23 protein-coding genes and 1 pseudogene are annotated in these 26,785 nt (G+C 73.2%); 17 read left to right on the forward strand and 7 right to left on the reverse strand.

What is annotated here, in order from left to right; all coding sequences use genetic code 11:
• Window positions 1–59: 59 nt before the first annotated feature.
• From ABT053_RS23380 to ABT053_RS23390, 3 genes are read left to right on the forward strand one after another with little or no spacing between them, the layout of a single operon-like run.
• Complete coding sequence (locus tag ABT053_RS23380; protein ID WP_350971270.1) at window positions 60–1,886, forward strand: substrate-binding and VWA domain-containing protein; 1,827 nt, start codon at window positions 60–62, stop codon at window positions 1,884–1,886.
• Window positions 1,886–2,626 carry a hypothetical protein gene (locus ABT053_RS23385; RefSeq protein ID WP_350971271.1) on the forward strand — a complete coding sequence of 247 codons (741 nt, stop codon included), beginning with the start codon at window positions 1,886–1,888 and terminating at the stop codon, window positions 2,624–2,626. Before ABT053_RS23380 ends, ABT053_RS23385 begins: the two co-directional genes overlap by 1 nt.
• A gap of 9 nt (window positions 2,627–2,635) precedes the next feature.
• Window positions 2,636–3,382: a PspA/IM30 family protein gene (locus tag ABT053_RS23390; protein WP_350971272.1), complete on the forward strand. Its 747-nt coding sequence runs from the start codon at window positions 2,636–2,638 to the stop codon at window positions 3,380–3,382.
• 426 nt (window positions 3,383–3,808) lie between these two features.
• On the opposite strand, the gene ABT053_RS23395 is transcribed toward ABT053_RS23390, so the two are convergent.
• Entirely contained in the window at window positions 3,809–4,333 is a 525-nt protein-coding gene (locus ABT053_RS23395) for a cysteine dioxygenase family protein (RefSeq protein ID WP_350971274.1), read from the reverse strand.
• A 75-nt stretch (window positions 4,334–4,408) separates the two neighbouring features.
• On the opposite strand from ABT053_RS23395, the gene ABT053_RS23400 reads away from it, so the two are divergent.
• The 4 genes from ABT053_RS23400 (at window position 4,409) to ABT053_RS23415 (ending at window position 9,018) form a co-directional block, all read left to right on the forward strand.
• Window positions 4,409–5,293 (forward strand): LysR family transcriptional regulator, encoded by an 885-nt coding sequence (locus tag ABT053_RS23400; protein ID WP_350971276.1) that lies wholly within the window; start codon window positions 4,409–4,411, stop codon window positions 5,291–5,293.
• A 97-nt stretch (window positions 5,294–5,390) separates the two neighbouring features.
• On the forward strand, window positions 5,391–6,041 hold the full coding sequence (locus tag ABT053_RS23405; RefSeq protein WP_350971278.1) for a LysE family translocator: 651 nt from the start codon (window positions 5,391–5,393) through the stop codon (window positions 6,039–6,041).
• A gap of 149 nt (window positions 6,042–6,190) precedes the next feature.
• A complete protein-coding gene (locus ABT053_RS23410; protein ID WP_350971280.1) occupies window positions 6,191–7,471 on the forward strand; it encodes a LuxE/PaaK family acyltransferase in 1,281 nt (426 codons plus the stop codon).
• The gene (locus ABT053_RS23415) at window positions 7,468–9,018 is read left to right on the forward strand and encodes an acyl-CoA reductase (RefSeq protein ID WP_350971281.1); all 1,551 of its coding nucleotides are present in this window, start codon (window positions 7,468–7,470) and stop codon (window positions 9,016–9,018) included. Before ABT053_RS23410 ends, ABT053_RS23415 begins: the two co-directional genes overlap by 4 nt.
• Before the next feature lie 21 nt (window positions 9,019–9,039).
• On the opposite strand, the gene ABT053_RS23420 is transcribed toward ABT053_RS23415, so the two are convergent.
• From ABT053_RS23420 to ABT053_RS23430, 3 genes and pseudogenes are all read right to left on the reverse strand, one after another.
• A complete protein-coding gene (locus ABT053_RS23420; RefSeq protein ID WP_350971283.1) occupies window positions 9,040–10,221 on the reverse strand; it encodes an alpha/beta hydrolase in 1,182 nt (393 codons plus the stop codon).
• Entirely contained in the window at window positions 10,202–10,744 is a 543-nt protein-coding gene (locus ABT053_RS23425) for a hypothetical protein (protein ID WP_350971423.1), read from the reverse strand. The genes ABT053_RS23420 and ABT053_RS23425 overlap by 20 nt, the downstream gene beginning before the upstream one ends.
• Window positions 10,745–10,912: 168 nt before the next feature.
• Window positions 10,913–11,131, reverse strand: a pseudogene (locus ABT053_RS23430) (Rieske 2Fe-2S domain-containing protein); the annotation flags it as partial.
• A 140-nt stretch (window positions 11,132–11,271) separates the two neighbouring features.
• On the opposite strand from ABT053_RS23430, the gene ABT053_RS23435 reads away from it, so the two are divergent.
• The 7 genes from ABT053_RS23435 to ABT053_RS23465 all read left to right on the forward strand — a co-directional run bounded on the left by ABT053_RS23435 (window position 11,272) and on the right by ABT053_RS23465 (window position 18,734).
• Window positions 11,272–11,685, forward strand: coding sequence for a hypothetical protein (locus ABT053_RS23435; RefSeq protein ID WP_350971285.1), 414 nt, complete (start codon window positions 11,272–11,274; stop codon window positions 11,683–11,685).
• Between the two features lie 4 nt (window positions 11,686–11,689).
• Complete coding sequence (locus ABT053_RS23440; protein WP_350971287.1) at window positions 11,690–12,619, forward strand: TOMM precursor leader peptide-binding protein; 930 nt, start codon at window positions 11,690–11,692, stop codon at window positions 12,617–12,619.
• A 115-nt stretch (window positions 12,620–12,734) separates the two neighbouring features.
• On the forward strand, window positions 12,735–14,003 hold the full coding sequence (locus ABT053_RS23445; protein WP_350971288.1) for a YcaO-like family protein: 1,269 nt from the start codon (window positions 12,735–12,737) through the stop codon (window positions 14,001–14,003).
• A 31-nt stretch (window positions 14,004–14,034) separates the two neighbouring features.
• Complete coding sequence (locus ABT053_RS23450; protein ID WP_350971290.1) at window positions 14,035–14,829, forward strand: SagB/ThcOx family dehydrogenase; 795 nt, start codon at window positions 14,035–14,037, stop codon at window positions 14,827–14,829.
• Window positions 14,826–16,604, forward strand: coding sequence for a JmjC domain-containing protein (locus ABT053_RS23455; protein ID WP_350971292.1), 1,779 nt, complete (start codon window positions 14,826–14,828; stop codon window positions 16,602–16,604). The genes ABT053_RS23450 and ABT053_RS23455 overlap by 4 nt, the downstream gene beginning before the upstream one ends.
• A complete protein-coding gene (locus ABT053_RS23460; protein WP_350971294.1) occupies window positions 16,604–17,368 on the forward strand; it encodes an SDR family NAD(P)-dependent oxidoreductase in 765 nt (254 codons plus the stop codon). Before ABT053_RS23455 ends, ABT053_RS23460 begins: the two co-directional genes overlap by 1 nt.
• A 118-nt stretch (window positions 17,369–17,486) precedes the next feature.
• Complete coding sequence (locus tag ABT053_RS23465; RefSeq protein WP_350971296.1) at window positions 17,487–18,734, forward strand: cytochrome P450; 1,248 nt, start codon at window positions 17,487–17,489, stop codon at window positions 18,732–18,734.
• Here the strand turns inward: ABT053_RS23465 and ABT053_RS23470 are convergent.
• Window positions 18,704–19,963, reverse strand: coding sequence for a flavin monoamine oxidase family protein (locus ABT053_RS23470; RefSeq protein WP_350971297.1), 1,260 nt, complete (start codon window positions 19,961–19,963; stop codon window positions 18,704–18,706). The genes ABT053_RS23465 and ABT053_RS23470 overlap by 31 nt on opposite strands.
• Before the next feature lie 472 nt (window positions 19,964–20,435).
• On the opposite strand from ABT053_RS23470, the gene ABT053_RS23475 reads away from it, so the two are divergent.
• Window positions 20,436–21,533, forward strand: coding sequence for a hypothetical protein (locus ABT053_RS23475; RefSeq protein ID WP_350971299.1), 1,098 nt, complete (start codon window positions 20,436–20,438; stop codon window positions 21,531–21,533).
• A 76-nt stretch (window positions 21,534–21,609) separates the two neighbouring features.
• Here ABT053_RS23475 and ABT053_RS23480 read toward each other — a convergent pair whose 3' ends face one another.
• The gene (locus ABT053_RS23480) at window positions 21,610–22,563 is read right to left on the reverse strand and encodes an aldose epimerase family protein (protein WP_350971301.1); all 954 of its coding nucleotides are present in this window, start codon (window positions 22,561–22,563) and stop codon (window positions 21,610–21,612) included.
• Window positions 22,560–23,531, reverse strand: a complete 972-nt coding sequence (locus ABT053_RS23485) for a LacI family DNA-binding transcriptional regulator (protein WP_350971303.1) — start codon at window positions 23,529–23,531, stop codon at window positions 22,560–22,562. The genes ABT053_RS23480 and ABT053_RS23485 overlap by 4 nt, the downstream gene beginning before the upstream one ends.
• Before the next feature lie 519 nt (window positions 23,532–24,050).
• On the opposite strand from ABT053_RS23485, the gene ABT053_RS23490 reads away from it, so the two are divergent.
• A complete protein-coding gene (locus ABT053_RS23490; protein ID WP_350971304.1) occupies window positions 24,051–25,217 on the forward strand; it encodes a Gfo/Idh/MocA family protein in 1,167 nt (388 codons plus the stop codon).
• Between the two features lie 710 nt (window positions 25,218–25,927).
• Complete coding sequence (locus ABT053_RS23495; RefSeq protein ID WP_350971306.1) at window positions 25,928–26,764, forward strand: MBL fold metallo-hydrolase; 837 nt, start codon at window positions 25,928–25,930, stop codon at window positions 26,762–26,764.
• Window positions 26,765–26,785 lie beyond the last annotated feature (21 nt).

Genomic DNA, 26,785 nt, shown 5'->3' on the forward strand with positions numbered 1-26,785 from the left:
GAGAACTCTCGGGGCGATTCGTTCGTCGGATAAGTACAGACATCCCCCGGGAGGCAGGGTTGTACCAGCCACCACAGCGGCGGCGGAGAAACTTCGCCCCGTTCATCGTCGCCGTCATTCTCGCCGGAGCCCTGATCGTCGCCCTGCGGATCCTCGTCGGCGCGAGCGAGCCCGGAGCCGGAGTGGCGGGCGAGGCCACCGAACAGCCCGCCAAGGTCTGCGACGGGGGTGTCACCCTGACCGTCGCCGCCTCGTCGGAGAAGGCCGAGCTCCTCAGGACGATCGCCTCCGGTTACAACGGCAGGCAGGTGGGCGGGCGCTGCGCCGACGTCGTCGTCGAGACCAAGGCGAGCGGCGGCGCGATGCAGGCGCTGGCCCGGGGCTGGGACGAGCGCCAGGACGGCCCCCGCCCCGACGTGTGGTCGCCCGCGAGCAGCGGCTGGATCACCCTCCTCCAGCAGCGCGCCTCGGCGAACGACTCCGGCTCCCTGGTCGCCGCCGACAACCCGTCGATCGCCAAGACACCGCTGGTCGTCGCGATGCCGCTGCCGATGGCCCAGGCGCTGGGCTGGCCGGGCAAGAAGCTCGGCTGGTCCGACGTGCTCGCCGTCTCGGCCGGGTCGTGGGCGAAGTACGGGCATCCCGAATGGGGTCAGTTCAAACTCGGCAAGACCAACCCCAACTTCTCCACCAGCGGCCTGAACGCCACCGTCGGCGCCTACTTCGCGGCGACCGGCCTGTCCGGCGACCTGTCGGAGAAGAACGTGGCCGACGCGAAGGCCAGGGACTTCGTGCGGGGCGTGGAACGTTCGATCGTGCACTACGGCGACACCACGCTGACGTTCCTGTCGAACCTCCAGCGGGCCGACGACGCGGGCGCGGGCCTGAGCTACATCTCCGCGGTGGCCGTGGAGGAGAAGTCGGTCTGGGACTACAACCAGGGCAACCCGACCGGTGACCCCGCGACGCTGGGCAAGCACGCCAAGCCCAAGGTGCCGCTCGCGGCGATCTATCCCAAGGAGGGCACGCTCATGTCCGACAACCCGTACGCGGTGCTCACCGCCCCGTGGGTCGACGACGCGAAGCGGGCGGTGGCGGCCGACTTCCTGGCGCACCTCCAGGCCCCCGAGCAGCAGGCCAGGTTCGCCGAGTTCGCGTTCCGCTCGCACGAGGGCGAGGCCGGCAAGCTGATCACCCAGGCGAACGGCCTGCTGCCCGCCGAGCCGAGGACGACGCTGAGCCCGCCCGCCCCGAACGTGCTCGACAAGATGCTCACCGGCTGGGCCGACCTGCGCAAACCCGCGAACGTCCTCCTGGTCATCGACGTCTCCGGCTCGATGGGCGCCCCCGTGCCCGGCACCGGCAAGAGCAAGCTCGACCTGGCCAAGCAGGCCGCGATCAACGCGCTGCCCCAGTTCGGCCCGCACGACAGGGTGGGCCTGTGGATGTTCTCCACCAAGCGCGACGGCGCGAAGGACCACCTGGAGCTGGCCCCGCTGGCCACCGTCGACACCGCCCAGCGCGAGAAGCTGCGCGCCAGGCTCGACGGCCTCACCCCCGACGGCGGCACCGGCCTGTACGACACCGCGTTCGCGGCCCACGAGCAGGTGCGCGAGCTGCGGAACGATGACGCGATCAACGCGGTGGTCTTCCTGACCGACGGCAAGAACGAGGACCCCGACAGCCTCTCCCTGGAGAACCTGCTGCCCGACCTGCGTACCGAATCCGGCCAGGAGACGGTGCGGATGTTCACGATCGCCTACGGCCAGGACGCCGACCTCGGCGTGCTGAAGCAGATCTCCGAGGCGACCGCCGCCGCCGCGTACGACTCTCGCGAATCCGGAAGTATCGACCAGGTGTTCACCGCGGTGGTATCCAACTTCTAATGGCACGTCTCGCCGACGAACTCAGGGACCCATGGGGCCTGCTGCTGGGCGCGACCGCCGGCGGCGCCGCGTGGGCCGTCAGCGTGCACCCGGCGGCCGCCGCGTTCGTGGGCGTGGTCGTCTGGCTGTCCAAGGCGGGCGTCGCGGTCCTGCAGGACCGCGGCCACCACGGACACCGCGACGGGCTCGCCGTCACCCCCGGCAGCCCGGAGGAGTACTGGCTCGAACGGGCCGGATCCGCCGCGTACGGCTTCGGCGAGCTGAGCGCCTCGATGGAGCGCGGCCCGCTGGCGGAGCGGATCGCGCTGATGCGGCCCCGGATCGACGACTCGACGGCCACGCTGCGGCGGCTCGCCGGGCAGGCCTCGCTCACCGGCGCCGCGCTGGCCAGGTTCGACCTCGGCGGCCTCTGGAACGAGCAGGTCAGGCTGGCGCGGGCCCGCGAGGAGGCGGGGCAGGGCCTGACCCAGGACATCGACCGCGCCCTCGCCTCGCTGGCCTCCCAGCGGGCCGTGGTCGAGCGGCTCTCCGCGACCCGGGAGCGGGTGCTCGCCCGGATGGAGTCGAGCGCCATCGGCATCGAAGGGCTCCTCGCCCGCCTGGTGGAGCTGTCGGCGGTGTCGGCGAACGGCCCGCTGGAGCCGGTCCGGGTGCTGGACGAGCTCGCCGACACCCTCGAAGGAGTCCGCCAGGGCCTCCACGAAACCGAGCAGATCACGCGCGACGCGCTGGATCGATAAGGAGCCCTCATGTTCAAGGTCATCCGTCGGGCCTGGCGCTATCTGGTCTTCGCCCTCTCCGGGCGGCTGGACGAGCTGTCGGACCCCCGGGTCCAGATCGAGCAGGCCATCCAGGAGGCCAAGGAACGACACCGGCGGCTGAGCCAGCAGGCCGCGGCGGTGATCGGCAACGAGCGCGAGCTGGAGATGAGGCTCGCCCGTTCCATGGAGGAGACCGAGAGGCTCCAGGCCAACACCCGCCAGGCCCTCCTGCTGGCCGAGCGGACCCGGGTCGCGGGTGACGAGCGCAAGGCCCTGTCGTACGAGGACTCGGCCCGCGCTTTCGCCTCGCGCCTGGTGGCGGCGGAGAGCGCGCAGCGGGAGTCGCGGCTGGCGCACGAGCGGGCCACACAGGCCTCGGCCCAGGCGCGGGCCGCGGTCGAGACCAACGCGATGGCCCTGCAGAAGAAGATCGCCGAGCGGATGCGCCTGCTCTCCCAGCTCGACCAGGCCAAGGTGCAGGAGGAGCTCAACCGGGCGATGGGCGACCTGTCCGGCCTCACCCCCGCCGACGAGACGCCCACCATGGACGAGGTCCGCGACAAGATCGAGAAGCGCTACGCCCGCGCCCTGGGCGAGGCCGAGCTGACCTCCGGCTCCGTCGAGGCCCGGATGATCGAGGTCGAGCGCGCCGCCGTCGACGCCGAGGGCGCCGCCCGCCTGGAGGCCATCAGGGAGAGCCTGAACGCGGAGAGGAAACCCGAGGTGGAGAAATAACGGCGGCTGGGTGGCCGGGCGGCCGGGAGGCCCGGCTCGACGGCGACGACGGCGACGGCGGGCCAGGACTGGGCTGAGCTCGGCTTTGCTCGATGACGGCGGCGAGCAGTCGTGGGCCCTGCTGGACGGCGGCGACGGGGTGATCGGGGTGGTCGGGGTGGTCCCGCCTCGATGGCGCGGGCGGCCGGGGTGCCCGGCTCAGCAGTGGCCGGGGGGTCGGGGTGCGCGGCTCAGTGGTGCCCGGGGGTGGGCCCGGCTCGATGGGGAGGCCGGGCCCGTGATCCCCGCTCACCGGACGGGCGGGGCGCGGGACGGTTCATCGGCGGACGATCCTTCGATCCTCCGGCGAACGGATCGTCGGCGAACAGATCGTCCGGATCGTCGGCGAACGGGTCGTCGGCGAACAGGTTGTCAGCGAACGGACCCTCAGCGGACGGGCAGCTCGTAGACGCGGCGGACGCTGGTGGGGGCGGCGCTGAGGTCGGCCCCGTAGATGTGCAGCGAGATGGCCGTCTTGTCGCCCGTGTTGTGGACGCGGTGGATGTCACCGGGCGGGGCGAACCCGCTCACCTCGCCGGTCAGGTTGGCGGCCCTGCCGATCTCGGTCAGGTGGTCGCCGTGGTCGCGGTAGAGGGTCTCGTACTCGACCCCCTGCAGCACGCCGAACACGCACCACGCGATGTGGTCGTGGATCACGGTCTTCTGCCCGGGGCGCCAGACCACGGCCACGATCGAGAAGTCGTCCTCGGCGTGAAGGGTGTGGCCGACGTAGCGGTCGGGGTCGCCGAGGCGCTCCTGCTCGGTGAGGATCTCGGGGGACGGCAGCCGTTCACGCAGCAGCCCGGCCACGGCGAAGGCCGTGGTCCGAGCGTCGGCGGACGGGCCGACGAGGTCACGGACCCCGGCGACCAGCTCTGCCAGGCCCGGGCGGGTGAGCGTCAAGGTTGTCATGCGTCAAGGATGCGACGGGGAGATCCATAACGTCCAATGCCTATCTTCCCGCTCATTCATAGATAAAGTTAATACATGCTCGATATCGTGCGCCTTCGCGTCCTCGCCTCGGTGTCCCGGCACGGCTCGGTGACCGCGGCGGCCAGGGAGCTGCACTACTCCCAGCCCTCGGTGAGCCACCATCTCGCGAAGCTGGAGGCCGAGACCGGGGCCAAGCTGATCCAGCGGGCCGGCCGGGGAATCCGGCTGACCGAGGCGGGCCGGCTGCTCGCCGAGCGGGCCACCGAGATCATCGGCCGCCTCGACTCCGCGTCCGCCGAACTGTCGGCGCACGTGGGCCTGCGCGCCGGGCGGGTCAGGCTGGCCGCCTTCCCCTCCGCCCTGGGGACGTTCGTGCCGGAGGCCGCCGCCGTCCTCGCCGAGGGGCACCCCGCCCTGGAGCTCCGGCTGACCGAGACGGAGCCTCCCGACGCGCTGCGCATGCTCAAGGCGGGTTACGTGGACGTGGCGGTCATCTTCCGCTACGACGAAACCGCCCCCGAGGCCGACGGGATCCGGCTGCTCCACCTGCTGGACGACCCCAGCTACCTGGTCACCTCCGGCCCGGTCGGCGAGCTGACCTCGTACCGCGACTCCCGGTGGATCGGCGGCTGCGACCGGTGCCGGACCCACCTGCTGGAGCTGTGCGCCAAGGCCGGGTTCGAGCCGGAGATCGCCTTCACCACCGACGACATCGTCGCCGTCCAGGCCCTGGTCGCCGCCGGGATCGGGGTGAGCGCCCTGCCGGGGCTCGCCCTGCACGCCCACCGGCACCCGAAGATCAACACGACCGAGCTGCCCTGCTCGACCCGCCACGTCTACGCCGCCACCTACGGCGAGCCCCCCGACCCCCCGGCCACCACCGCCCTGCTGACCGCGCTGACCTCGGTGACGTCGCGGATCCCGGTGGAACACTCGTGATCCCCGTACCGTCTGGCCTCCGGACGGTACGGGCGCCCCGCCGTCCGGCGGTGAAAATGTGAGGCGCCGGGGAAACCGGTGACCCTACGATCCGGACATGCCAGATCTGCCTGCTCTCGCCCTCTTCGCCGCGGCGACCCTCGCCCTGCTGCTCGTCCCGGGGCCCGCGGTGCTCTACATCGTGACCCGCAGCGTCGCCCAGGGCCGGTCCGCCGGGCTGGTGTCGGTGCTCGGCATCCACCTCGGCTCGCTGGTCCACGTGGCCGCCGCCGCCCTGGGCATCAGCGCCCTGCTCGCGGCCTCGGCGACCGGGTTCACGATCGTGAGGTACCTCGGCGCCGCCTACCTGGTCTGGCTGGGCGTACGCAAGCTCATGACCCGTTCGAACGGGGAGGAGTCCTTCGAGCCGCGGATCGCGACCAGGTCCCGGATGTTCTGGGAGGGCTTCGTGGTCAACGTGCTCAACCCGAAGACCGCGATCTTCTTCCTCGCGTTCCTGCCGCAGTTCGCCGACCCGGAGGCCGGGCCGATCGCCCCGCAGATCGTGCTGCTCGGCCTGATCTGGACGGTGCTCGGGGTGGCGAGCGACGGCGCCTTCGCCCTGCTCGCCTCGGCCATGGCGGGCCGCCTGCGCCGCTCGGCCCGCGCCCGCCGCCGCCTGGACGTCACCAGCGGTGTCGTCTATCTCGGCCTGGGAGCCGTCGCGGCCTTCGGCGGCGAGCACTCCACCGCCGCAGCCAGGGCCTGAGACCGGCCCCGCGGGCCGTCAAGGCCACAAAAAAATTTATGGCATTTTCCCATTAAATCCAGATTTATTACGCTCACCGACTGACAACCACGCCGTTATTCTCGGTCCGCGGGGTGGTCAGGCAACCGAATACGGGCGACGATCGGACGGTGCCCGGTCCGAATCCACGGCTGACGGCCGTCTCCCCCGTGCAGTCCCTGCTCGTCTGCGCCAGGCTGTGGTCCTCGGGAGCCCCGATCGACGAGGACCTGGCGGCCAGGCTCAGGGAGGCCGCCCTCGTCGGCAACCACCACCGCTACGCCGCCACCATCCCCGCGTACGCGGCGCTCATCGGCGAGTCGTCCTCCATCGGGACGGTCACCCTCGCCGACGTCCGCGAGCGGTTCCTGGTCACCGGCGAGCTCTTCAAGGGCTACGACCCGGCCTGGCTGCGGGGAGGGCTGTCCGAGCTGTCGCGCTGGCTGGGGTCGATCTTCGTCGAGCGGCTCACCGGCCCCGGCCTGCACGCCGACGACGTCGACCAGTGGCGGGCCGTCCTGAAGCGGCACGGGGTGTACGTCACCTTCTCCAGCGGTACCGGCGGGCGGCCGTCCATCGTTCCCCGCGACCGCCTGACCCTGGCCGCGCTGCGCGCCACCTCCGGCGTGCGCCTGCCCTGGACCCCGGCGACCGGCGGCTACGACTTCCTCCAGCTCGTCACCCCCGGGCTGGGCACGGGGATCCAGTCGGGGGCGACCGGCCTGGCCGCCGGAGCTGTCCGCGTCCACCTGCTGCGGGAGACCCCGTCCGGCCTGCGCGCCCTCTCCGGCGAGGCCCTGTCCCGTCCCGGCGGCGCGCCTCCCGGCCACGAGGCCGCCGCCGAGTTCCTGAGGGGCGCCGAGCGGCCCGTGCTCGTGTTCGGGACGCCCCCGGAGCTCTCCGGCCTTCTCCGCCATCTCGGCCATCTCTCGCCGACGGCCCGGCGGATCCGGCTGCCGCCCGGCAGCCAGGTCGTCACCGGAGGGGGCTGGAAGGGCCGCACGGCGATCCCCCGGGAGGAGCTGGTGGAGCGCGTGGCCGAGCACCTCGGCGTGCCGCGCGAACGGTACGTCGACACCTACTCCACCTCGGAGCTGAACACGGTCTTCCCGAGCTGCGTCAACGACCGCTACCACGTCCCTCCCTGCGTCGAACCGGTCGTCGTGGACGGGCTCCTCACCCCCGTCGACGGCGACGACGTGGAGGGCGTGCTGGCCGTGCTGGATCCGTTCGCGCTGTCCTACCCGGGGTTCGTCGTCACGGGGGACGCCGTCCGGCTCCGCCGCGACCCCTGCGGATGCGGTCTGCCGGGACCGTCCCTGGCCGCTCCGATCGTCCGTGCCGTCGGCGCGGGCGAGCGCGGGTGCGCCGCCGGGGAAGAAGCGGGGGAAACGGGGAGGACGGCCCGATGACGCTCGACGCCCGCACGATCGCCGGTACGCGGATCGTCCGGCTCCCGGCCGTGGTCCGGGGCGAGGTCGTCATGCCCCCCTGGCCCCGGGTGGGTGACGTCCGCCTGGCGGTCGCCGAGCGGGGGTCGCACCACGTCCCTGGGACGGGCGGCGACGGCTGCTACCTGATCGGGCGGCCGGTGGTGGACCGCGACTCGCTCGCGCTCACCGGTGAGACGCAGGTGCTCGTGCTGCCCGCCCCCGACCCGTCCTCCCTGCTCGAACCCGATCCGGCGGGCGCGCTGCTGGAACTCGCGCGCACCCCCGTGCCCGAGGTGCTCTCCTTCGTGGACGCGGTCGGGCGGGCGCTGCTGGCGGGCTCCCCCGAGGCCGCCGAGGCGGGAGCGCTGCTGGCGGCGACCTCGCTGGTCGCCGATCGCGCGCACCGCGCCTTCCTCGCCCAGCTCCCGGCGCTCTTCGACGGCGACGCCGTCGGCCGCATGATCGAGCGCGACCTCGGTACGGGCCCGCTCGACACCTGGGGGGAGGTCGGCGAGACGCCCGTACGGGGAATGACCGCGCGTTTCGCCGGTCACGCCCGCGAGACGCGGCCCGCGCTGCGCGCGCTCCCCACCAGGCAGCTCCATCTGACCGCGGGGAACGCCCCGGTGGTCCCGGTGGTCTCCCTGCTGTGGGCGTGGGCGACCAAGGGGGCCGCCGTGATCAAACCCGCCGCAGAGGCCGCCGCGCTCGTCGTCGCGCTGGGTGCGGCGCTGCGCGACACCGACCCCGGCCACCCGCTGGCCAGGCACACGACGCTCGCGTACTGGCGGGGCGGCGACCGGCGGGTGGAGGCGACCCTGCTCGCCGACGGGGCCTTCGACCGGCGGGTCGTCTGGGGCTCCGCGGAGACCGTCGGCAGCGTGGCGGCCCGCGGCGGAAGCACCGACACCCTGGTCATGGGCCCGAGGTTCTCGCTGAGCATGATCGGGGCCGCCCTGGTCCGCTCGGACCCGGAGGCCGCGGCCCGCCTCGCCGCGGTCGACTCGCTGATCGCCAACCAGGCCGCCTGCACGTCCTCGCTGCTCCACGTCGTGGAGTGCGACGCCCCCACGGCCGACGCGTACGCCCGCACGCTCGCCGGGGTGCTGGCCGAGTGGGACGTGGCGCTCCCGCACCGGCCCTCGCGGCAGGCCCGGGAACGCCTCGTCCAGCTGCGCAGGGGCCTGCTCGGCACCGGGCGCTGGTACGTCAACGGGGAGTGGCCCGAGGTGTCGTCGGCGGTCGTACGGGTCGACGGCGCCTTCGACCTCGCGCGGCACCCCGGCTCCCGGCTCGTCCTGGTCCGCGCGGTCGACGACCTGCGGCGGGCGCTGCCCCTGCTGGGACCCGCCGTCTCGACGGCCGGGATCGCCCCCGAGGAGACCCGGCTCGCGCTGCGGGACGCCGTCGCCGCGTGCGGGGTGGACAACGTCGTCCCGCTGGGCGCGGCCGAGCACGGGTACGCCGGACGCCCGCACGACGGCATGCGGGTGCTCAACCGGCTGGTCAGATGGGTCAACGGCTGAACCAGCCCGGAGTGGGCGGGTTCAGCCGCGCCCCACGTCGTCCGCGTGGTCGGCGGCGTCGGCGGCGTCGGTGTGGTCGGCGTCGGTGTGGTCGGCGTCGGCGTGGTCGGCGTCGGCGTGGTCGGCGTCGGCGTGGTCGGCGTCGGCGTGGTCGGCGTCGGTCTGGTCGGTGTGGTCGGCGTCGGCGATGTGCGCGCCGACGATCTCCAGGACGGCTCGCGGCTCCTCCAGCAGGGCGAGGTGCCCCGTACCGGGAAGGACCCGCAGGAAACCCCGGGGTGCCGCCGCCGCGATCGTCTCCGCGCAGGCGCGGTGCGCCGGGATCTCGCCGTCGCCCACGAGCACGAGGAGTGGCGCGGCCAGCGCGGCCAGGCGGGCCACCGGCTGCCGGGGCTCCAGGAGGGGACGGAGACCGGCGCCGTCGAGCTCGTCCCAGGCGTGCCCGCCGATGACGTCGGCGAGCGCGGAGCGCGCCCCGGGCCGGGCCGCGATCCCGCCGAAGATGGGGGCGTACGACATCCACAGCGCGGCCGTCCGTGCCCTCGAACCGGCACCTCGGCGCAGGAGGAGCAGGTCGAGATAGTGGCGCTCGACCGCCCGGTCCTGCGGGCCGCCCGCGTAGGAGGGCGCGGCGAGCGTCCAGGAGGCGAACGCGCGCGGGTGGCGCAGCGCCATCTCCAGGGCCACCACGGTGCCGAAGGACAGGGCGACGACATGCCGTACGCCCGCCTCCAGGGCGCGGGTCACCAGCAGATCGGCCAGCGCGGCGCGGTCCTCGCCGTCGCGCGGCGGCCTGGAGCGCCCGTGCCAGGGGAGGTCGACGGCCACGTGGCGGTGGCCGGGCAGCCGCTCCCAGAGCGGCGGCCAGATGGCGGCGCTCATCGTGTAGCCGTGCAGCCACAGCACCCCGCTCCCCGGGACTCCGCTCCCCGAGCCGCTCGCGGTGACGGCCAGACCGTCCCAGTCGCCCTCCTCCGTGACGACGAGGCCGGGCGAGCCCTCACCTGCGGGATCCTTCCCCGCGACGGCGGGACCGCGCGAACCTCCGCCGTCGGTGACAGCCGGACCGCCCCCTTCCACGACGGCGGGACCGGGCGGGCCCTCGCCTCTGATGGCGGGACCGCGACGGCCGTCGTTCTCGACGGCGGGCGCGCCGGGCCGGCCACCGGCGGTGACGGCGGGGTCAGGCCGGTCGGCGCTCATCGGGGCCCCCGAACCTCTGGCAGTACGACCGGTAGGCGCGCACGAGCTCGTCCCCCTCGGTGTATCGGGGGACGACCGTGGTGTCGAGGTGCTCCCAGATCAGGGCGTCCTGCTCGAACGCCGTGCGGCTGCCGCCGACGAGCGAGGCGACCTCGCGGACGGTCGGGGAGCCGGAGGCCCTGCGGGCGGGCACCGCGACCGTCACCCTGACCACGCAGGCCCCGTCACCGGCCGGGGTGGCCGCGGTGACGACGACGTTGGGCTCGTCCGGCGGCCCCAGCTCGGTGGCCACCAGGTTCGGGCTGAACACCAGGGCGCGGAAGTGGGCCCTGGCCGGGTCGTCCTCGGGCTCCCTCGCCTGCCAGCGGTTGGGACGCGCCATGTCGAGGTCGCCCTCGACGCAGAGCACCCCGCCCTCCGCCGGGCGGACGCTCAGCCGGGGACGCCTGCCGAGCCCGTGGACGGGGGCGAAGTGATCGGCGTCGAAGACGTTCTCGATGACGTATTCCGCCGGGACCTTCACGTGGAGCGAGAATCCCGAAACAATTCTGTGGCTTTCCTGTAAGTTCGTCAGGAAATCTTCGAGGCCGGTGTCGAACGACGGGTCGAGGAGCACGAAAAGGCCCCCGGCCCGGAGCGCCGAGCGGTGGCGGTCGATCCGGAAACGGCCGGAGCTCTCACCTCCCAACTGCACTCGATGCCCATGAAAAGGGCAAATAATTGCATTTCCATCGACCTTTCCGCCGTATCCGAGATGGGCCCCTCTGTGCGGACATGTCGCGTCATAAACTCCCACGTCACCACCGATCCGTACGGCGATCAGCGAGCGGCCGGAGAGGTCGAGGACGGTGACGTCGTCGCCGAGGTCGGCACCGAACGCCAGCTGCGTCCACCCCGAGGAGATCGACAATTCCCCCTCCTTTCGATTGGCCCGAAACCACGGTTACCTCACCATGGAAAATCCATTCCTGAATAATTATTCGCCATTGCCTGGCAAGCCTCAAAAGTTTACGGTACAGGAACGGCGCCCAACCGAAAGAGGTGACTCGAATGACCGAGAACAATCCCTTCAAGGATCTGTCCGCGGTGCCCGCGAGAGATCCGGACGACCTGCAGCGCGCGGAGAACCTCCAGAAGAAGGAGCAGTCGCGGACCGTCGCCGATCTGGGCCTCGCGACCCCGGAGCAGCTGGAGCAGCTGCCCAGGATCCGCGACCTGACGGTCCACGACCTCAACGACCTCGCCGCCGAGTTCAGCGGCATCCCGACCGACAACCGCCGTGTCGCGGCCCTGAGCCTCGACGACCTGCAGGACCTGGAGGGTGTGTTCTTCGAGTTCAAGCGCGCGGTCGGCAGCGACCTGGTCAGCCGCAGGGCCACGGTGCGCAGCGTCGACGTCTCGTGCTGCTGCTGCACGCCCTGCTGCTCCTGCGCGGCGGCCGACATGACCCCCACGGCCTCCTAGCGCCTTGGCGACACAGGAACCGCTGAGCGGCCGGGAGCTCCAGATCGCCCGTCTGGGCCCCGACGAGGCCGTCGCGAAACGTGGGCTGACAGAGGTGCGGCTGGCCGCACCGGGAATCGGCGCCCTGCTCGACCGGATCGCCGAACTCGCGGACGGATCGCGTTCGCTGGACGAGCTCGTCGACGCCTTCCCCCCGCAGGAGCGGGAGGGCGCCCGCGAGGTGATCGTCAACCTGCGGGCACGGGGCCTGCTCGGCGAGGACGCGGGTGACGACCCCGCGGCCCGGTTCTGGTCGAGCATGGCGCGGCTGTCCCCCGACGGGCCCGGTGAGATCGCGAAGTCGGCGGTGCTCGTGACCGGCACCGGCCGGGTCGCCGACGCGCTCACCCGGTCGCTGGTGGCGTGCGGTGTGGGCCGGGTCGGGTCGCGGCCCGCGCCGGCGGCCGGAGAGGACGGCTGGGACCTCTGGTGCGCCGCGGCCGACGGCCCGGCCGACCCCGCCCTCGTCGACGTGGCGCGGCGCGCGCTCGACGCGCGCGTCGTCCTGCTGCCCGTCTGGATCGACGACCTCGTCATCCGGGTCGGCCCGCTCACCCATCCCTTCGACACCGCCTGCCTGCGCTGCTACCTGCTCAGGATCGACTCGGGCGACGTGTGGCGCGAGGCCCACGCGATGCTGCGCGCCCAGCGTTCGCCCGGCGCGGGGTTCCTGCCCTCGATTCCCTCGGTGGCCGGGGAGATCGCGGCCACCGAGGCCGTCAAGCACCTCGCCGGGCTGCCGGTGACCGCGTGCGGCCGGGTCATCGAGGTCGGTCTCGTGCCGTTCCGCTCGGCCGTGCGCCGGGTGCTGCGGGTGCCGCGCTGCCCCGACTGCGGCGGGACGGCCAGGCAGGGCGCGCCCGTGATCACTCACGGCTCCCAGCTCTCCGAATGACCCGTGACGGCTCCGAACCTGTCGCGAACGAGACCGCCGGGACCGCCGGAACCGCCAGGACCACCGCGGTCATCAGGACCATCGCGGTCATCAGGATCACCGGAAAAGGAGGCCGATGGATCTGCTCGACGCGTGGACGGATCTCGTGGATCCCCGTACGGGCATCGTCCGCGAGATCACCGAGCTGCGGATCGACGACGACGACCCGCGCTTCGTCCACTACCTGTCCGAAGCCTGTTCCACCGAGGCGATGGGCTTCCTGAAGAACTTCGGCAACAACGGCGGCGCCGCGACCGATCGGCGCAGGGCCCTGGCCAAGGCGGTCGGCGAGGCGGTCGAGCGCTACTGCTCGGCCTGCTTCTCCTACGACGACCTCCTGGTCTCCGCCTACGACGACCTCGACAGCCCGGCCACCCCGCCGGGCACCTACGCCCTCTACCGGCCCGAGCAGTACGCCACCCCGGGTTTCCCCTGGCGGCCGTTCACGTCGGCCACCCGGGTCGCCTGGACGCGCGGGCGTTCCCTGGTCACCGGGGAGGAGATCCTGCTGCCCGCGGCCTTCGTGTACGTCCCCTACCACTACCGGGCGGAGACGCCGATCGCCCAGCCCATCTCCACCGGCCTGGCCTGCGGGCCCTCCGTCCAGGAGGCCACGGTGTCGGCCCTGTGCGAGGTCGTCGAGCGTGACGCGTTCACGCTCATGTGGCAGGGACGGCTGAGCCGTCCCCGGATCAGGCTCGACCGCCTGCCCGACTCCCTCACCGACCTGGTGCGGCGCTTCGAGGAGGTCGGGCTGGCGGTGCACATGGTCGACATCGGCACCGACGTCGGCTGCCCGTCCGTCATGACGATCGCGGAGGGCTTCACCCGGACGTCACCCGCCCTCGCCTTCGCCGCGGCCTCCCACCCGGACGCCGAGGTCGCCTGCCGCAAGAGCCTGGAGGAGCTGGCGCACACGCGGAAGTTCTCCGTCCAGGTGATGGACTACCTGCCCCCCGTCCCCGTCGACGTGGAGTCCGGCCATCCCGCCGTCGACGGCCAGCGGGCCCATCTGCGCTACTACTGCCCGCAGGAGTCCAAGGAGTACGCCCGTTTCTCCTGGGACTCCTCCCAGGAGACCGACCTCGACCTGTCCGGCGACCGCGACCTGTCCCTCCGCGCACTCGTCGCGGGGGTGGCGGCGACCGGTGAGGACGTGATCGCCTGCGACCTCACGACGCCGGACGTCGCGGAGCTCGGCCTGTCGGTAGTGCGGGTGGTCGTCCCCGGCCTGCACCCGCTGCACATGGGCCACTCCAACCGGGCGACGGGCGGGTGGCGGCTGACCTCGCTGCCCGGCTGGTCCCCCGGTGAGGACAACCCGCATCCCCACCCGTTTCCCTGACGAGGAAGATCCCCGACGAGGAAGGGCCACCATGCATCCGGTCGACGCGTTCCTGCTGGAGGAGAGCGAGGAGGCGGTCTGGGAGAGCTTCCACGAGAACTCCAAGACGAGCCGGGCCACACCCCACCTGTACTTCGACAGGCACCCCGCCGACAGCACGGTCGTCGCGGTGATGAACGGGCTGCGCGAGACGAAGCCGTACCGCGACCGTCCCCGGATCGCGCTGCCGTACGAGCTCCCGCCGTCGAAGATCGATCTTGACGAGGCGCTGATCGGCCGCGAGTCCGCGCGGGGGTTCGGCCGGGGGCCGGTGGGGTTGCCCGACGTGTCGAAGGTCCTGCGGTGCGCGTACGGGGTGACCAGGCCCAACGCCGACAACCGCTACCCGCGCCCCTTCCGGGCCGTCCCCTCGGGCGGCGCCCTGTATCCGCTGGAGCTGTATCTCTGGGCGCGCGACGTGTCCGGCCTGGTCAGGGGGCTCTACCACTACGATCCGACGGCGCACGAGCTGCACGAGCTGGGCGAGTTCGAGGCCGGGAGCTGCTTCGTCCAGTCCGAGCTCGTCGGCGCGGCACCGGCCGTGCTGCTGGTGTCGGCGGTGTTCCAGCGCTCCGTCTTCAAGTACGGCGAGCGCGGCTACCGCTTCGTGCTCATCGAGGCGGGGCACGCCGTGCACAACGCGGTGCTCGCCGCCTCCGGGCGCGGCCTGGCGGCGGTGCCCGTCGGCGGCTACTTCGACCGCGAGCTCGACGACCTGCTCGGCTTCGACGGGCTGCACGAGTCGGTCGTCTACAGCCTCCTCCTCGGTTCCCGGGAGGCGGAATGACCGAGGTGACCGGGACGGCCGAACTGAGCGACACAACCGGGACGACCGGGACGACCGGGACGACCGGGACGACCGGGACGACGGGAACAGCCGGGACGACCGGGACGTGGCCGCTGACCGTCACCGCCCCCGGTCCGGCGCGGCAGGGCGCCTCCGCGCTGGCCTCGCTGGTGCACCCGCTCGACCCCGGCGTGTTCCGCACCGCGTACTGGCAGCGCAGGCCGCTGCACGTCCAGGGGCCCGCCGGCCGGTTCCGCGACCTGTTCACCATGGCGGACCTGCGCGAGGCGGTGAGCCGCCAGCGCGAGCTCGGCCTGCTCATCCGCGCCAGCGGCGACCACGAGGGCGACGGGGGCGCCGCCGGGGCGCACGTCGCGGTGGAGGCCGCCGACGTGGCCGGGCATCTCGGGCGTGGCGCCTCGATCTGCGTGGAGCCCATCGAGCGCGCCGCCCCCCGGATCGCGGAGCTGGCCGCCCGGCTCAAGCACGAGCTGGGCCACCACGGCGACGCGAGCGTCAAGTGCTATCTCTCACCGCACGGCTACGGTTTCAACACCCACTTCGACGCCCACGTCGTGACGACCCTGCAGCTGGACGGGCACAAGCGCTGGCGCCTGTCACGGGCACCCGGTGTGCCGTTCCCCCTGGGCAACGCCTTCGCCGGCCCGGACGGCGGGGTGCGCTACATCGGGCGGGCCCCCAGCTCGGTCCGTCCCTGGGAACGCCCGGAGATCGCCGAGGAGGCGTTCGCCGAGGTCCTGCTGGGTCCCGGCGACGTGCTGTGCCTGCCCGCCGGGACCTGGCACAGCGCGAAGGCGGTGGGGCACTCCCTCGCCGTCAACATCGCGTTCGCCCCCGCCGACATCCTCAAACTCCTCACCGACGCGGTCAGGCCCCGCCTGGAGGAGCGGGAGACCTGGCGCTCCGGGCTACCCGCGACCGGCGGAACGACCGGGAGGCCATCCGAGGCTCCGTCCGGGAGTTCGTCCGGGGCTCTGTCCGGGACTCCGGTCGGGGATCCGGTCGGGGATCCGGTCGGGGATCCGTCGAGGGAGAACACCGGGAAGGCGTACGTCACGGCGGCGGGTGACACGAGCGGCACGACGAACGCGACAGGCACGGCGGGCACGGCGGGCGCGGCGGGCGCAGCGGGCGCAGCGGGCGCAGCGGGCGCAGCGGGCGCAGCGGGCGCAGCGGGCGACACGACGAGCAGGACGGCGGGTGACGTGGCGGGTGCGGTGGCGGGTGCGGTGGCCGGGTTCCTGGCGGAGCGGCGGGAGGAGCTGATCGACGCGCTCAGGGCGCTCCCGCTGGACGGCGCCCTGCTGGCGGCGGCGACCTCCGCCTCCCCGGGCAGCGCCGCCGCCCGGATGGCCGCCCAGCCCCCGGCCGTCACCGGCACGGACGACCGCAGGCTGCAGTGCGTGCTGACCGTGGCGAACGCCGAGGTCGCGGCAGGCTGGTACGAGCGGATGCTCGGCTGCCGCGTCCTGGCGGCGATCCCGGAGTTCGGCTGGATCGAGCTGGCGTCCCCGGTGCCCGGGGTGAGCATCGGCCTGTCGGAGATCCCCACCGACGGGGTGAGCCGCGGGGCGGTGCTCGACTTCCGGGTGGACGACCTGGAGCGCGTCCGCGAGCTGCTCGACGGCGACGGGACCACCCCGCCGGCCCGCACGCGCGACGTCGCGGGCGTCGCGCGGTTCCTGGAGGCGAGCGACATCGACGGCAACCGGTTGATGTTCTACCAGCCGGACGACGACCGGAAGAGGATCTGATGGGCAGGCTGGACGACAGCGTCGTCATCGTGACGGGCGGGGCCAACGGCATCGGCCGCTGGTACTGCACGGCCCTCGTCCAGGAGGGCGCCCGGGTCGTCGTGTGCGACATCGACGAGCAGAGCGCGGCCGGTTTCGCCGCCTGGCTCAACGAGCGGGCGGGCGCGGAACGCGCGCACCCCCTCGGCATCGACGTGACCTCCCCCGACGAGACCTCCGGGATGGCCGCCACCGTGCTGTCGCGGTTCGGGGCCGTCGACGTGCTGGTCAACAACGCGGGCAGCTACCCGCACGTGGCGTTCGAGGACATCGACCACGACGCCTGGCGGCGGGTGGTCGCCCTGAACCTCGACAGCGTGTTCCTGTGCTGCCGGGCGGTGCTGCCGGTGATGCGGAAGCAGGGGCACGGCGTGATCGTCAACGTGACGACGAACCTGGTGTGGTCGGGGCTGTCCAACATGGCCCACTACATCGCGGCCAAGTCGGGGGTGATCGGGCTGACCAAGGCCCTCGCCCGCGAGTACGGCGAGCACGGCGTCCGGGTGAACGCGCTGGCCCCGGGGGCGGTGGTCCCCGACCTCCCGGACCGCCGCCTCACTCCTGCGGGCCAGGAGGCCGTGCAGGAGATCCTGCAGTACCAGTCCGTCAAACGGCACCAGCACCCCCGCGACCTCGTCGGCACCATGCTGTTCCTCTGCTCCCCCGACTCGGAGTTCATGAGCGGCCAGGTCCTGACGGTCGACGGCGGCCTGACCATGCACTGATCCATGCACTGATCTCCGTGCCTCGAATCTCCGTGCCTCGAAACCGGATGGGGCGAGTGCCCGGCGAAGACGGCCCCCGACGACACCGAGCGACGCTGATTGACGCTGATTGACGCCGATGACAGAGCCCGCGTACGACCCCCGTGCCCCGGAGATCCACGCCGATCCCTATCCCGCCTACCGCGCCCTGCGCGAGCACGATCCGATGCGTCTCGTGCCGGGGGCCCGCCTGTGGTTCCTCACCCGGCACCGCGACTGCCTGGCCGTGCTCGGCGACGCCCGCTTCTCCGCGCGGCAGGGGCAGCGGTTGCGGCAGGGGCACGCGGCGCTGCCGGTGTCCATGCTGAACACCGACCCGCCCGACCACACGAGGCTCCGGCGGGCCGCGACGCCCGCGTTCCGGCCTCGGGCGCTTCGCGAGTACGAGCGCGGGCTCGCCCCTCTGGTCACCGCGTGGGTGTCGCGGGTCCGCGAGGCGGCCGGCTCGGGCCGGGAGATCGACCTCGCCGCCGGGTTCGCCCGCCCGCTGGCCGTCCGGGTGATCGCCGGTTTCCTCGGGCTGCCGGACGACGACCTGCCCGACTTCGGCGGCTGGGCCGACGCCGTGGCGGGCAACCTCGACCCGTTCGCCGATCGGGCGGGACGCGGGGAGGAGGCGATGTCGGCGATGGCGGCGATGTGCGACCGGTTCGCCGACCACCTGTTCGCCAGGATCGCCGACCCGCGCCAGGACGCGTTCACCGTCTTGGCGCGGGGGCACGCCGAAGGGCTGATCGCCCCGGCGGAGGCGATGGCCACGGCGGGTCTCCTCGTCGTCGGCGGCGTCGAGCCCCTGGCCGACATGATCACCAACGCCGTCGCCGCCCTGCTCGCCGAACCGGGCCGCTGGCACGACCTCACGAGCCCCGGCCGGTCGCCGGAGAGCCTGTCATCGGAGAGCCTGTCACGGGGGAGGACCCGCTCATCGGAGACCCGGTCGCCGGAGCGGCGGGCCGTGGAGGAGTTGCTGAGGATCGACCCGCCCATCCAGTTCACCGCGCGCACCGCCAGGGAGGATCTCGTCGTCGGCGACCGGGTCATCCGCCGGGGTGACGGCGTCGTGCCGCTGCTCGGGGCGGCCAACCGTGACGGCGCGAGGTTCGCCGACCCCGACCGGCTCGATCTGGGCCGTCGCGTCAACCCGCACCTGTCCTTCGGGGCGGGGCCGCACGCCTGCCTCGGCGCGCCCCTGGTCAGGCTGCTCGCGCGGCTGCTGGTCTCGGCGGTCCGGGGCTGCGGGGCCGAGCCCCGGCCGGGCGCGCCCGCCATCCGCCGGCCGGGCACCGTTCCCCGCGGTTACGCGTCCCTTCCGGTGCGCTGGTCGTGAGGGCCGCCGGACAGGCTGAGCGCCACCTCGGCGGCGGCTCTCAGGCCGCTGGCCAGCGCCCCCTGGACGAGACCGCGCAGCTCCGGTGCCGCCGACGCCTCCCCGGCGAAGAAGACGGTGTCGCCCAGCGGCTCGGCCCACGCGGCGGAGGCGGCCCCGGCACCGGCCACCGGGACGCTGTAGGCGCCGCGCGACCACGGGTCGCGTCCCCAGTCCATGACGAGCACGTCGTCCACGCCCCCCAGGCCGGGGCCGAGCGACCTGATCAGGTCGTTCTCCCATCCGGGCCGTCGCGCCAGCCGCGCGGAGGGGCCCTTGACGTGGCCGGTCGTGAGGCGCGAACCGGCCCGGCGGGTCCAGAGGCCGCCGGGAGGGCCGGTCAGCAGGAACGAGCGGGAGCGGGCGGCGGGTGCCGCGCTGACCAGCACGACCACGACGGCGTCGCACGAGGCGAGGACCTCGGCCGCGCCGATCCTGCTCCGGGGCAGCGGCGGGTCGAGGACGAGGCCCCCCGCGACCACCGGCGGGGGCGGGGTGACCACGGCCGCACGCGCGCGGATCACCGCCGAGGCGGTCGCGACCTCCACACCGCCGGTCCCCCAGCGCAACCTCTCGGCCGGGGAGCCCGTACGGATGTCCAGCCCCCCGGCGAGCGCGTGGACCACCCGGTCGAACCCGTCCACGACCACGCGCTCCCCGCCCCGCCCCCGGCCGTGGTACGACGCGGCGGTCTCCGCCAGGTCGAGCAGCGCCGGGTCCTGTCCCACCACCTGTTCCATCCAGGAGCGCGCCAGCGCGCGGGCGGGCGGGGCGAGGCCGGAGAGGGCGCGGCCGACCGTGCCGGACAGCGGGTGCGACGCGTACAGCCCGTCCTCGGCGACCCAGGGCAGGGGGCGCACCCGCGCGGCGAGGGCGGCGGCGTCGTGGTGCGCGCCCTCGGAGACGACCACGAACCCGGCGGCGGGCTCCATGGGCGCGGTGGTGATCCGCTCCTCGCGGAGCAGGTCGTCGAAGGCGTCGCAGCGGGCCGGGTGGACGACCTGGGCGCCCAGCTCGACCGGTCCGGCCAGTCCCGTCCTGAGGGTGCGGACCCTGCCGCCGATCGCGGGCCTGGCCTCGGCCACCACGACGCGGAATCCGCGCGCGGTCAGCTCTCGCGCGCAGGCGAGCCCGGCGACACCGGCACCGATGACCACCACGTCGGCCGTGTCGTCCGTCTCGTCCGTCATGTGACCCACCCGGTCGGAGTCGTCACCGTGCCCCGTCCGATGCGGGCCTTCACCGTGCCCCGTCCGATGCGGGCCTTCACCATGCCCCGCCCGACCCGAGCTGTCACGTGCTCCACCCGACCCGAGCCCTCACCGTGCTCCCCCGATGCGAGTCGTCACCGTGCCCGCCCGTCCTGAGGAGAGAACCGTGGTCTCCACTCCCCCGTTTCCCCACGGGAGCAGCTCATCGCCTGGCCCGGCCGGGGCGGGCGACGGTCAGGCGCTGACCGTTCCGGACAGCAGCACCGTAACAGGGGGGCGGTCGTCCCGCCCGGTGAAACCGGCGCTCCCCCCGCCGGGCCCGCCCGCCTCCGCACCGGGTCCGGCGGGTTCCTCCGCATCGGGTCCGGCGGGTTCCGCTCCGGATCCGGTGGTTTCCGTGCCCGGCCCGAGGGGGTCCGTACCGGGCCCGGCGAGTCCCGTACCGGACGCGATGGGCCGCACTCCGACGGCTTCCTCCCCAACCACCTCCACCTCGACCACTTCCACCTCGATCGCCTCCGCTTCGACCGTCTCCGCTTCGACCGCGACGGGCCGCGCTCCGGCGGCCTCCGCTCCGGCGGGCCGCACGCCGACGGTCCGGCTGGCCACCGCGTTCGGGGATCTCGCCGTGCGGCTCGGCGTGCGCGACGACGCGGGCGCCGTCGCGGACGAGCTGCTGCGGGTCACCGGGGAGCCCCGGCGGCGTTCCCTGCTCACCGGCTCCGACGTGCCGGTCGAGGTCTCGCTGAAGCTCGACGAGCGGGGTGTCCCGTCCCTGCGCTGCGTCGTGGACCTGGTCGGGCACCGGCCCGGCGAGTGGGCGGACTCCCTGACGCGTGCCCGGTCCGTCGCCGGGTGCTCCACCGGGGAGCAGGCCGCCCGGATGGCCGGGCTGTTCGAGGCCCACCTGGCCGGGGCCCCCGCCGACCTCCCGGCGCCGCTGATGCTCGGCCTGGGCTACGGAGCCGGTGGCGGCGGGCGCGGAACGGTCTACTTCAGGACCGGCTGGCTGCGCCCGGACGAGCTCGCCACCAGGCTCCCCACCCTGGCGGAGACCCTCGGGCGGGCGGAGCGCCTGCACGGCTGCGGGCTTCCCGGCGCCGTCGAGGTGATCGGGTACGACCTGGCGGGGGGCGAGCTCACGGCGTGGAAGACCTACAAGTGGCTGCCCGCGAGTCGGGGCCGTACCCTCGCCAAGCGTGCGGGGACGCACCCGGACCTGCTCCCCGCCACCCGGCTGCACGACCTCTTCGTCACCGCGGCGCGGCCGGGGCCCGCCGATCGATCACTCTTCCTGCAGCTGTCGCACGACGGGACCACCACGCGGCAGAAGATCTTCTTCCTCTGCGCCGCGTGGGGGTGGGACGACCCGGCGGGGCTCGCGGAGCTGCTCGGGTTCCTGCGGAGGTCGTACGAGCACGACCTCACCCCGCTGCTGCGCCTGCGGGAGGCGATGGCGGCCCACGGGACCGGGGTGAGGCTGGGGCTGATCGCGCTGGGCGGCGACGCGCGCCGCCCCTCGCTGACCTTCTACTTCTGGCCCACCTGACGGCCGTTCCGATGGCCGTCCACGGCTACCCGGGAAGCCCCGGGGAGCCCCGGGGAGCCCCGGGGAGCCGGGGCCGTCAGGTGAAGCGGTAGGTGGTGGTGGAGGCGAACCGCTCGCCGGGGCGCAGGACCACCGAGGGGAAGTGCGGCCGGTTCGGCGAGTCGGGGAAGTGCTGGGTCTCCAGGCACAGGCCCGCGTGCTTCCCGTACGCGGTGGCGACGCCGTCCAGGAAGTTGCCCGTGTAGAACTGCACGCCCGGTTCGGTGGTGGTGACCTCCATGGTGAGCCCCCCGGCCGGCTCGCGGACCTCGATGCCGCCGCGCAGGACGTAGCAGTGGTCATAGCCGCCTCCCAGCCCGGGGTCGGCGATCCGCTCGCCGATCTCGTACGGCGAGGTGAAGTCGAACGGGGTGCCGGTGACCGGGGCGAGCTCCCCGGTCGGGATCTGCGTGGCGTCGACCGGCAGGTAGTGGTCGGCGTCGATGCGGACCACGTGCTTGAGGACGTCGCCGCCCCCGGCGAGGTTGAAGTAGGAGTGGTTGGTGAGGTTCAGCACGGTCGGCGCGTCGGTGACCGCGTCGTAGTCGAGCCTGATCGCGTCGCCGGTCAGCGTGTAGGTGACCGAGGCGGTGAGCGTGCCGGGGTAGCCCTGCTCGCCGTCCCGGCTCACGTACTCCAGGGTGACGGCGGTGCCGGAGGCGTCGGTGATCCGCCAGACCCGGGTGTCGAAGCCTTGCGGCCCGCCGTGCAGGCTGTTGGGGCCGTTGTTGACCGGCAGCTCGTGGTCGCGGCCGTCGAGGGTGAACCGCCCGTTCGCGACGCGGTTGCCGTACCGGCCGACCACGGCGCCGAAGTAGCGGCTGCGCGTCAGATAGTCGCCGAGGTTGTCGTAGCCGAGGACCACGTCGACGCCGGAGACCTCCAGCGACTGCAGGATCGCCCCGTAGCTGAGGATCGCGGCGCGCATCCGCCCGTTCGACAGCACGTGCCGCTCGACCCGCTCGCCCGACGGGGTGGTTCCGAAGCTCATGTGCGCACCTCTCCGGTGGATTCACGGACGACCAGGCTGGTGTCCAGGGTGGCGAGGGTGGGGGTGGCACCCTCGCCGAACGACTGCAGCAGCAGGTCCACCGCCATCCGCCCGGCGGCGGCCGTGGGCATGGCCACGGTGGTCAGCTTGGGCCGGTTCAGCCGCCCTGACACGATGTCGTCGACGCCGACCACGCTGACGTCGTCGGGGACGCGCACGTCGCGCTCGTACAGGCCCTCGATGAGGCCGATGGCCACCAGGTCGTTGTAGGCGAGCACGCCCGTCACCCCGGAGGCGATCACCTCCGCCGCGACGGCAAGGCCGCCCCGCTCGGTGGGCGCGTTCGGGCCGAGGATGACCAGCTCGACGCCGCCCATCGCGGTGGCGGCGGCGCTCATCTCGCCGCTGGTCCACGAGCCGCTCGGCCCGGAGAGCAGGGCGATCCTGCGGTGGCCGAGGCCGGTGAGGTGCTCGATCGCGAGGCGGGCGCCCTCGCCGACGTCCATCAGGATCGTCGGCAGGCCCTTCATCCGCCGGTTGACCACCACGAACGGCACGTCGGCGTGCAGGCGCTCGATGGCCCGGTTGGAGAGCCGGGGGCTGCAGAGCAGGACCCCGTCGACCTGCTTGGCGAGGGTCTGGATCAGCTCCTCCTCGACCAGCGGGTCCTCGTCGGTGTCGGCCACGAACACGTGGTAGTCGCGGGCCCTGGCGTGCGCCTGGGCGGCCTTGATCAGCGGCGGGAAGAACGGGTTGGAGATGTCGGCGACGATGAGGCCGATGTTGTGGGTCCTGCCGGTGGTGAGGGCCCGCGCGGCGCGGTTGGGGCGGTAGCCGAGGTCCTCGGCGACGGCGAGCACCCGGTTGCGGGTGTCGGTGTTCACCAGGTGGGGCGCGGAGAAGGTGCGGGAGACCGTCGAGACGTGCACTCCCGACGCCCGCGCCACATCCCTGATCGTCGCTGCCACCATGCTCCTTCGCCCTGACCCGTATCGGGCCCTGAAGCACATTAGTGCAAGCGGTTGCGTGACTGTCAACGCTGGAATCGGATGCTTTGCGAAGCGGTACGAGATCGGTTGTGCACCCCTGGCTATCAGAAATACCGAAAAATCCGCAGATGACAGGTGATTTACCAAATTGGGCCCTTGACGTTGCCGGAAGATGTCCTCAATGTTTCTTGCAACCGGTTGCAGCTCGTAACGCCGACTCGGAGGGAGTCAACGGCGATGTCGATCACCACGGCGGATCCCCCGGCGCCCGTGACGGCGAGGCCCCCGGCACCGGTGACGCGCGTGGCGGCGGTCTCCCTGACGAGCTCTCCGACGAGCTCCCTGACGAGCGAGGAGCGGTGAGCGGCCGATGACACGAACACGTGGAAGGGCTCGCCGGACCGGCCGGGTCCGGCCCGGTCCCGGCCGGGCCGGACGGCCGGCGACGGCGCGGCGGGCGCGGCCCGGGGAGCGGGGACTGCGATGGGAGATGGCGTGATGGAACCGGTTCGCGTGGTGCTCGCCGGGGCGCACGGGCACGGCTGGTGGCACCTGTCGAACGTCCGGCGGCTGTCCGAGGCCGGGCTGGTGGACCTGGCCGGGGTGTGCGACGTGCGGCCCGTCGACGACCTGCCCGAGGGGGCGGAGTTCTCCGGCGACCTGGCCGGGCTGATCGGGCGTACCGGCGCCGAGGTGACGATCCTGTGCACGCCCATCCACACCCACGCCGAGCTGGCGGAGAAGGCGCTGCGCGCCGGCTCGCACGTGCTGCTGGAGAAGCCGCCCGCCGCCACGTACGCGGACTACCTGCGGATCGTCGCGGTGGTGGAGGAGACCGGGCTCGCCTGCCAGGTGGGGTTCCAGAGCCTGGGCTCGGAGGCGATCCCGGCCGTCCGGCGGATGATCGCCGAAGGGGCGATCGGCCGGGTCACCGGGATCGGCGCGGCGGGCGCCTGGGAGCGTCCCTACTCCTACTACGACCGGGTGCCGTGGGCCGGGAGGCGCGAGGTCGGCGGCGTTCCCGTGATGGACGGCGTCCTCACCAACCCGCTCGCGCACGCGACCGCGACCGCGCTGGCCGTCTCCGGCGCGGGGGTCGAGGACGTCGAGGTCGAGCTCTACCGGGCCAACGCGATCGAGGCGGACGACACCTCGTGCGTACGGGCGCGGATGGACGACGGGACGGTGGTGACGGTCGCGGTCTCGCTGTGCGCGGACCGGCGGCACGAGCCGTACCTGATCGTGCACGGCGAGAGCGGGCGGATCCGGCTGACCTACACCGAGGACCGGGTCGAGTTCGACGGGACCTCGGTCGTCCACCCCAGGACCGACCTGCTGGAGAACCTCGTCGCGCACATCCGCGACGGCGCCGGCCTGCTCGTGCCGCCGGAGAGGACCGCCGGTTTCATGCGCGTCCTCGACGCGGTGCGGCTGGCGCCCGAGCCCCTCGCCATACCGGACGTGTTCCAGGAGGTCGGCGACGAGCGCCGGGTGCTGCCCAGGATCGCCGAGGTGACGGCGACGAGCGCGGAACGGCTCGCGCTCTACTCGGAGCTCCGGGTGCCCTGGAGCGGGCGGCGTCCCGGGACGGAGCGGCCGCCCTCCGGCTGCGACCTGCCCGGGGCGGTGCGTCCCACGGGCCGGCGGCCCTCCGGCCGGCCATGACCCCGGCCGGACATGTTCGCGGCCCAGCCGACCGGAGCGCGGGCGTCGTACGCGCGGCGCGACGGCGGCTGGGCCGTCAAAGCGGGGCGGGGGGGGCCCCCCCCCGGCACGGCCCCCGTGGCCGTCACCGGTCCGGGTCGCCAGAATCCGCGGATTCTCCTGTCAGATGGGTCTCGTGGTCGAGTGTTGGCGGGTTCCGGGTTCTGGCTCGTCGATCGCGTGGGGTTCACGCGGACGCGAGCGGCCTTTCCCGGCTGGTCGCGTCGAGTGGCGTCGGCGACGGCACGCGCACTTCGTCGTCCCCCGTTTCCGCGGGTTCCGGCCCCGGCGGACGATTATGCGGTACGCCCCGGGTCTTGCCGCAAGCCCCCCGGCCCGCTATACGTTGAGAGTGGAAAGGAGTGGATTCTCCCCTTTCCCCCTCCCTCTCCTCGCCCGCCGTGAACGGGCCACCTTGCAGGGAAACGCGCCGCTTCCCGGGAAACGCACCGCGTACGCCGACGCCGCCGGATGACCGTGTAACCGGCCCGCCCGGCGATGGGGGAACCCGGCGGCGTCATCCGCGCGATCCTCCGCCGAACATCCCGGCGGCGTCGATCGGGCGCTCCGGCCGCGGCTCGTGCGTTTCGCCCTTAGTGCTTGCAAACTACCACCACTTGGCACTACGGTCCCGAAAAGCGGTTGCAAACCACAAGCGGAAGGAGTCACCCGTGCTGAGGCAGGTAGCGGAGGGTGTACTGGTCCACGAGAGCGAGTTCTGCCAGAGCAACGCCGTCGTCGTGCACGGCCGGGCCGGCGTGTTGCTCATCGACCCCGGGGTGCAGGAGCACGAGATGGCCTGCCTCGCGGACGACCTGTCCGATTCGGGGCAGGACGTCGTGGCGGGCTTCTCGACGCATCCGGACTGGGACCACCTGCTCTGGCACGAACGGCTCGGCACGGCCCCTCGCTACGGCACGGCCCGCTGCGCGGCCGCCATCCGGGAGCAGCTGTCGGCCCCGGGGGCGAAGGCCGAGATCGCCGACCACCTGCTCGAGACGGAGATCGGCGGGAAGGTCCCGCTGGACCTGCTCGGCCTCATCACCGCCCTGCCCGCAGGCACGGCGCGGATCCCGTGGGACGGCCCTCACGTCCGGATCATCGAGCACCAGGCGCACGCCCCGGGCCACGCGGCGCTGTTCATCGAGGAACGCGGGGTTCTCGTCGCCGGAGACATGCTCTCCGACGTCCTGGTCCCGATGCTCGACCTGGACGGCACCGCCGACCCGATCGAGGACTACCTCGCGGCGCTACGGCTGCTGGAGGCCGTGGCGGACGACGTCGGCGCCGTCGTCCCCGGACACGGGTCGGTCGGTGGAGCCGATCAGGTGCGCGCACGGATCGAGCGGGACCGGGCGTACGTGCTCGCCCTGCGTGAGGACCGGGTTCCCGACGACCCGCGGATCGGCCCGGCGGCCAAGCCAGGCTGGGAGTGGGTGAGCGACGTGCACGACGGGCAGGCCCGGCGCCTCGCCCGGAGAGGCGAGCGCGACGGGATGACCGGCTAGCGGACGGGACACCCGGCCGCA

Origin of the sequence: Streptosporangium sp. NPDC002524, assembly GCF_040295985.1 — a bacterium.
In the GTDB taxonomy this organism is placed as follows: Bacteria; Actinomycetota; Actinomycetes; order Streptosporangiales; family Streptosporangiaceae; genus Streptosporangium.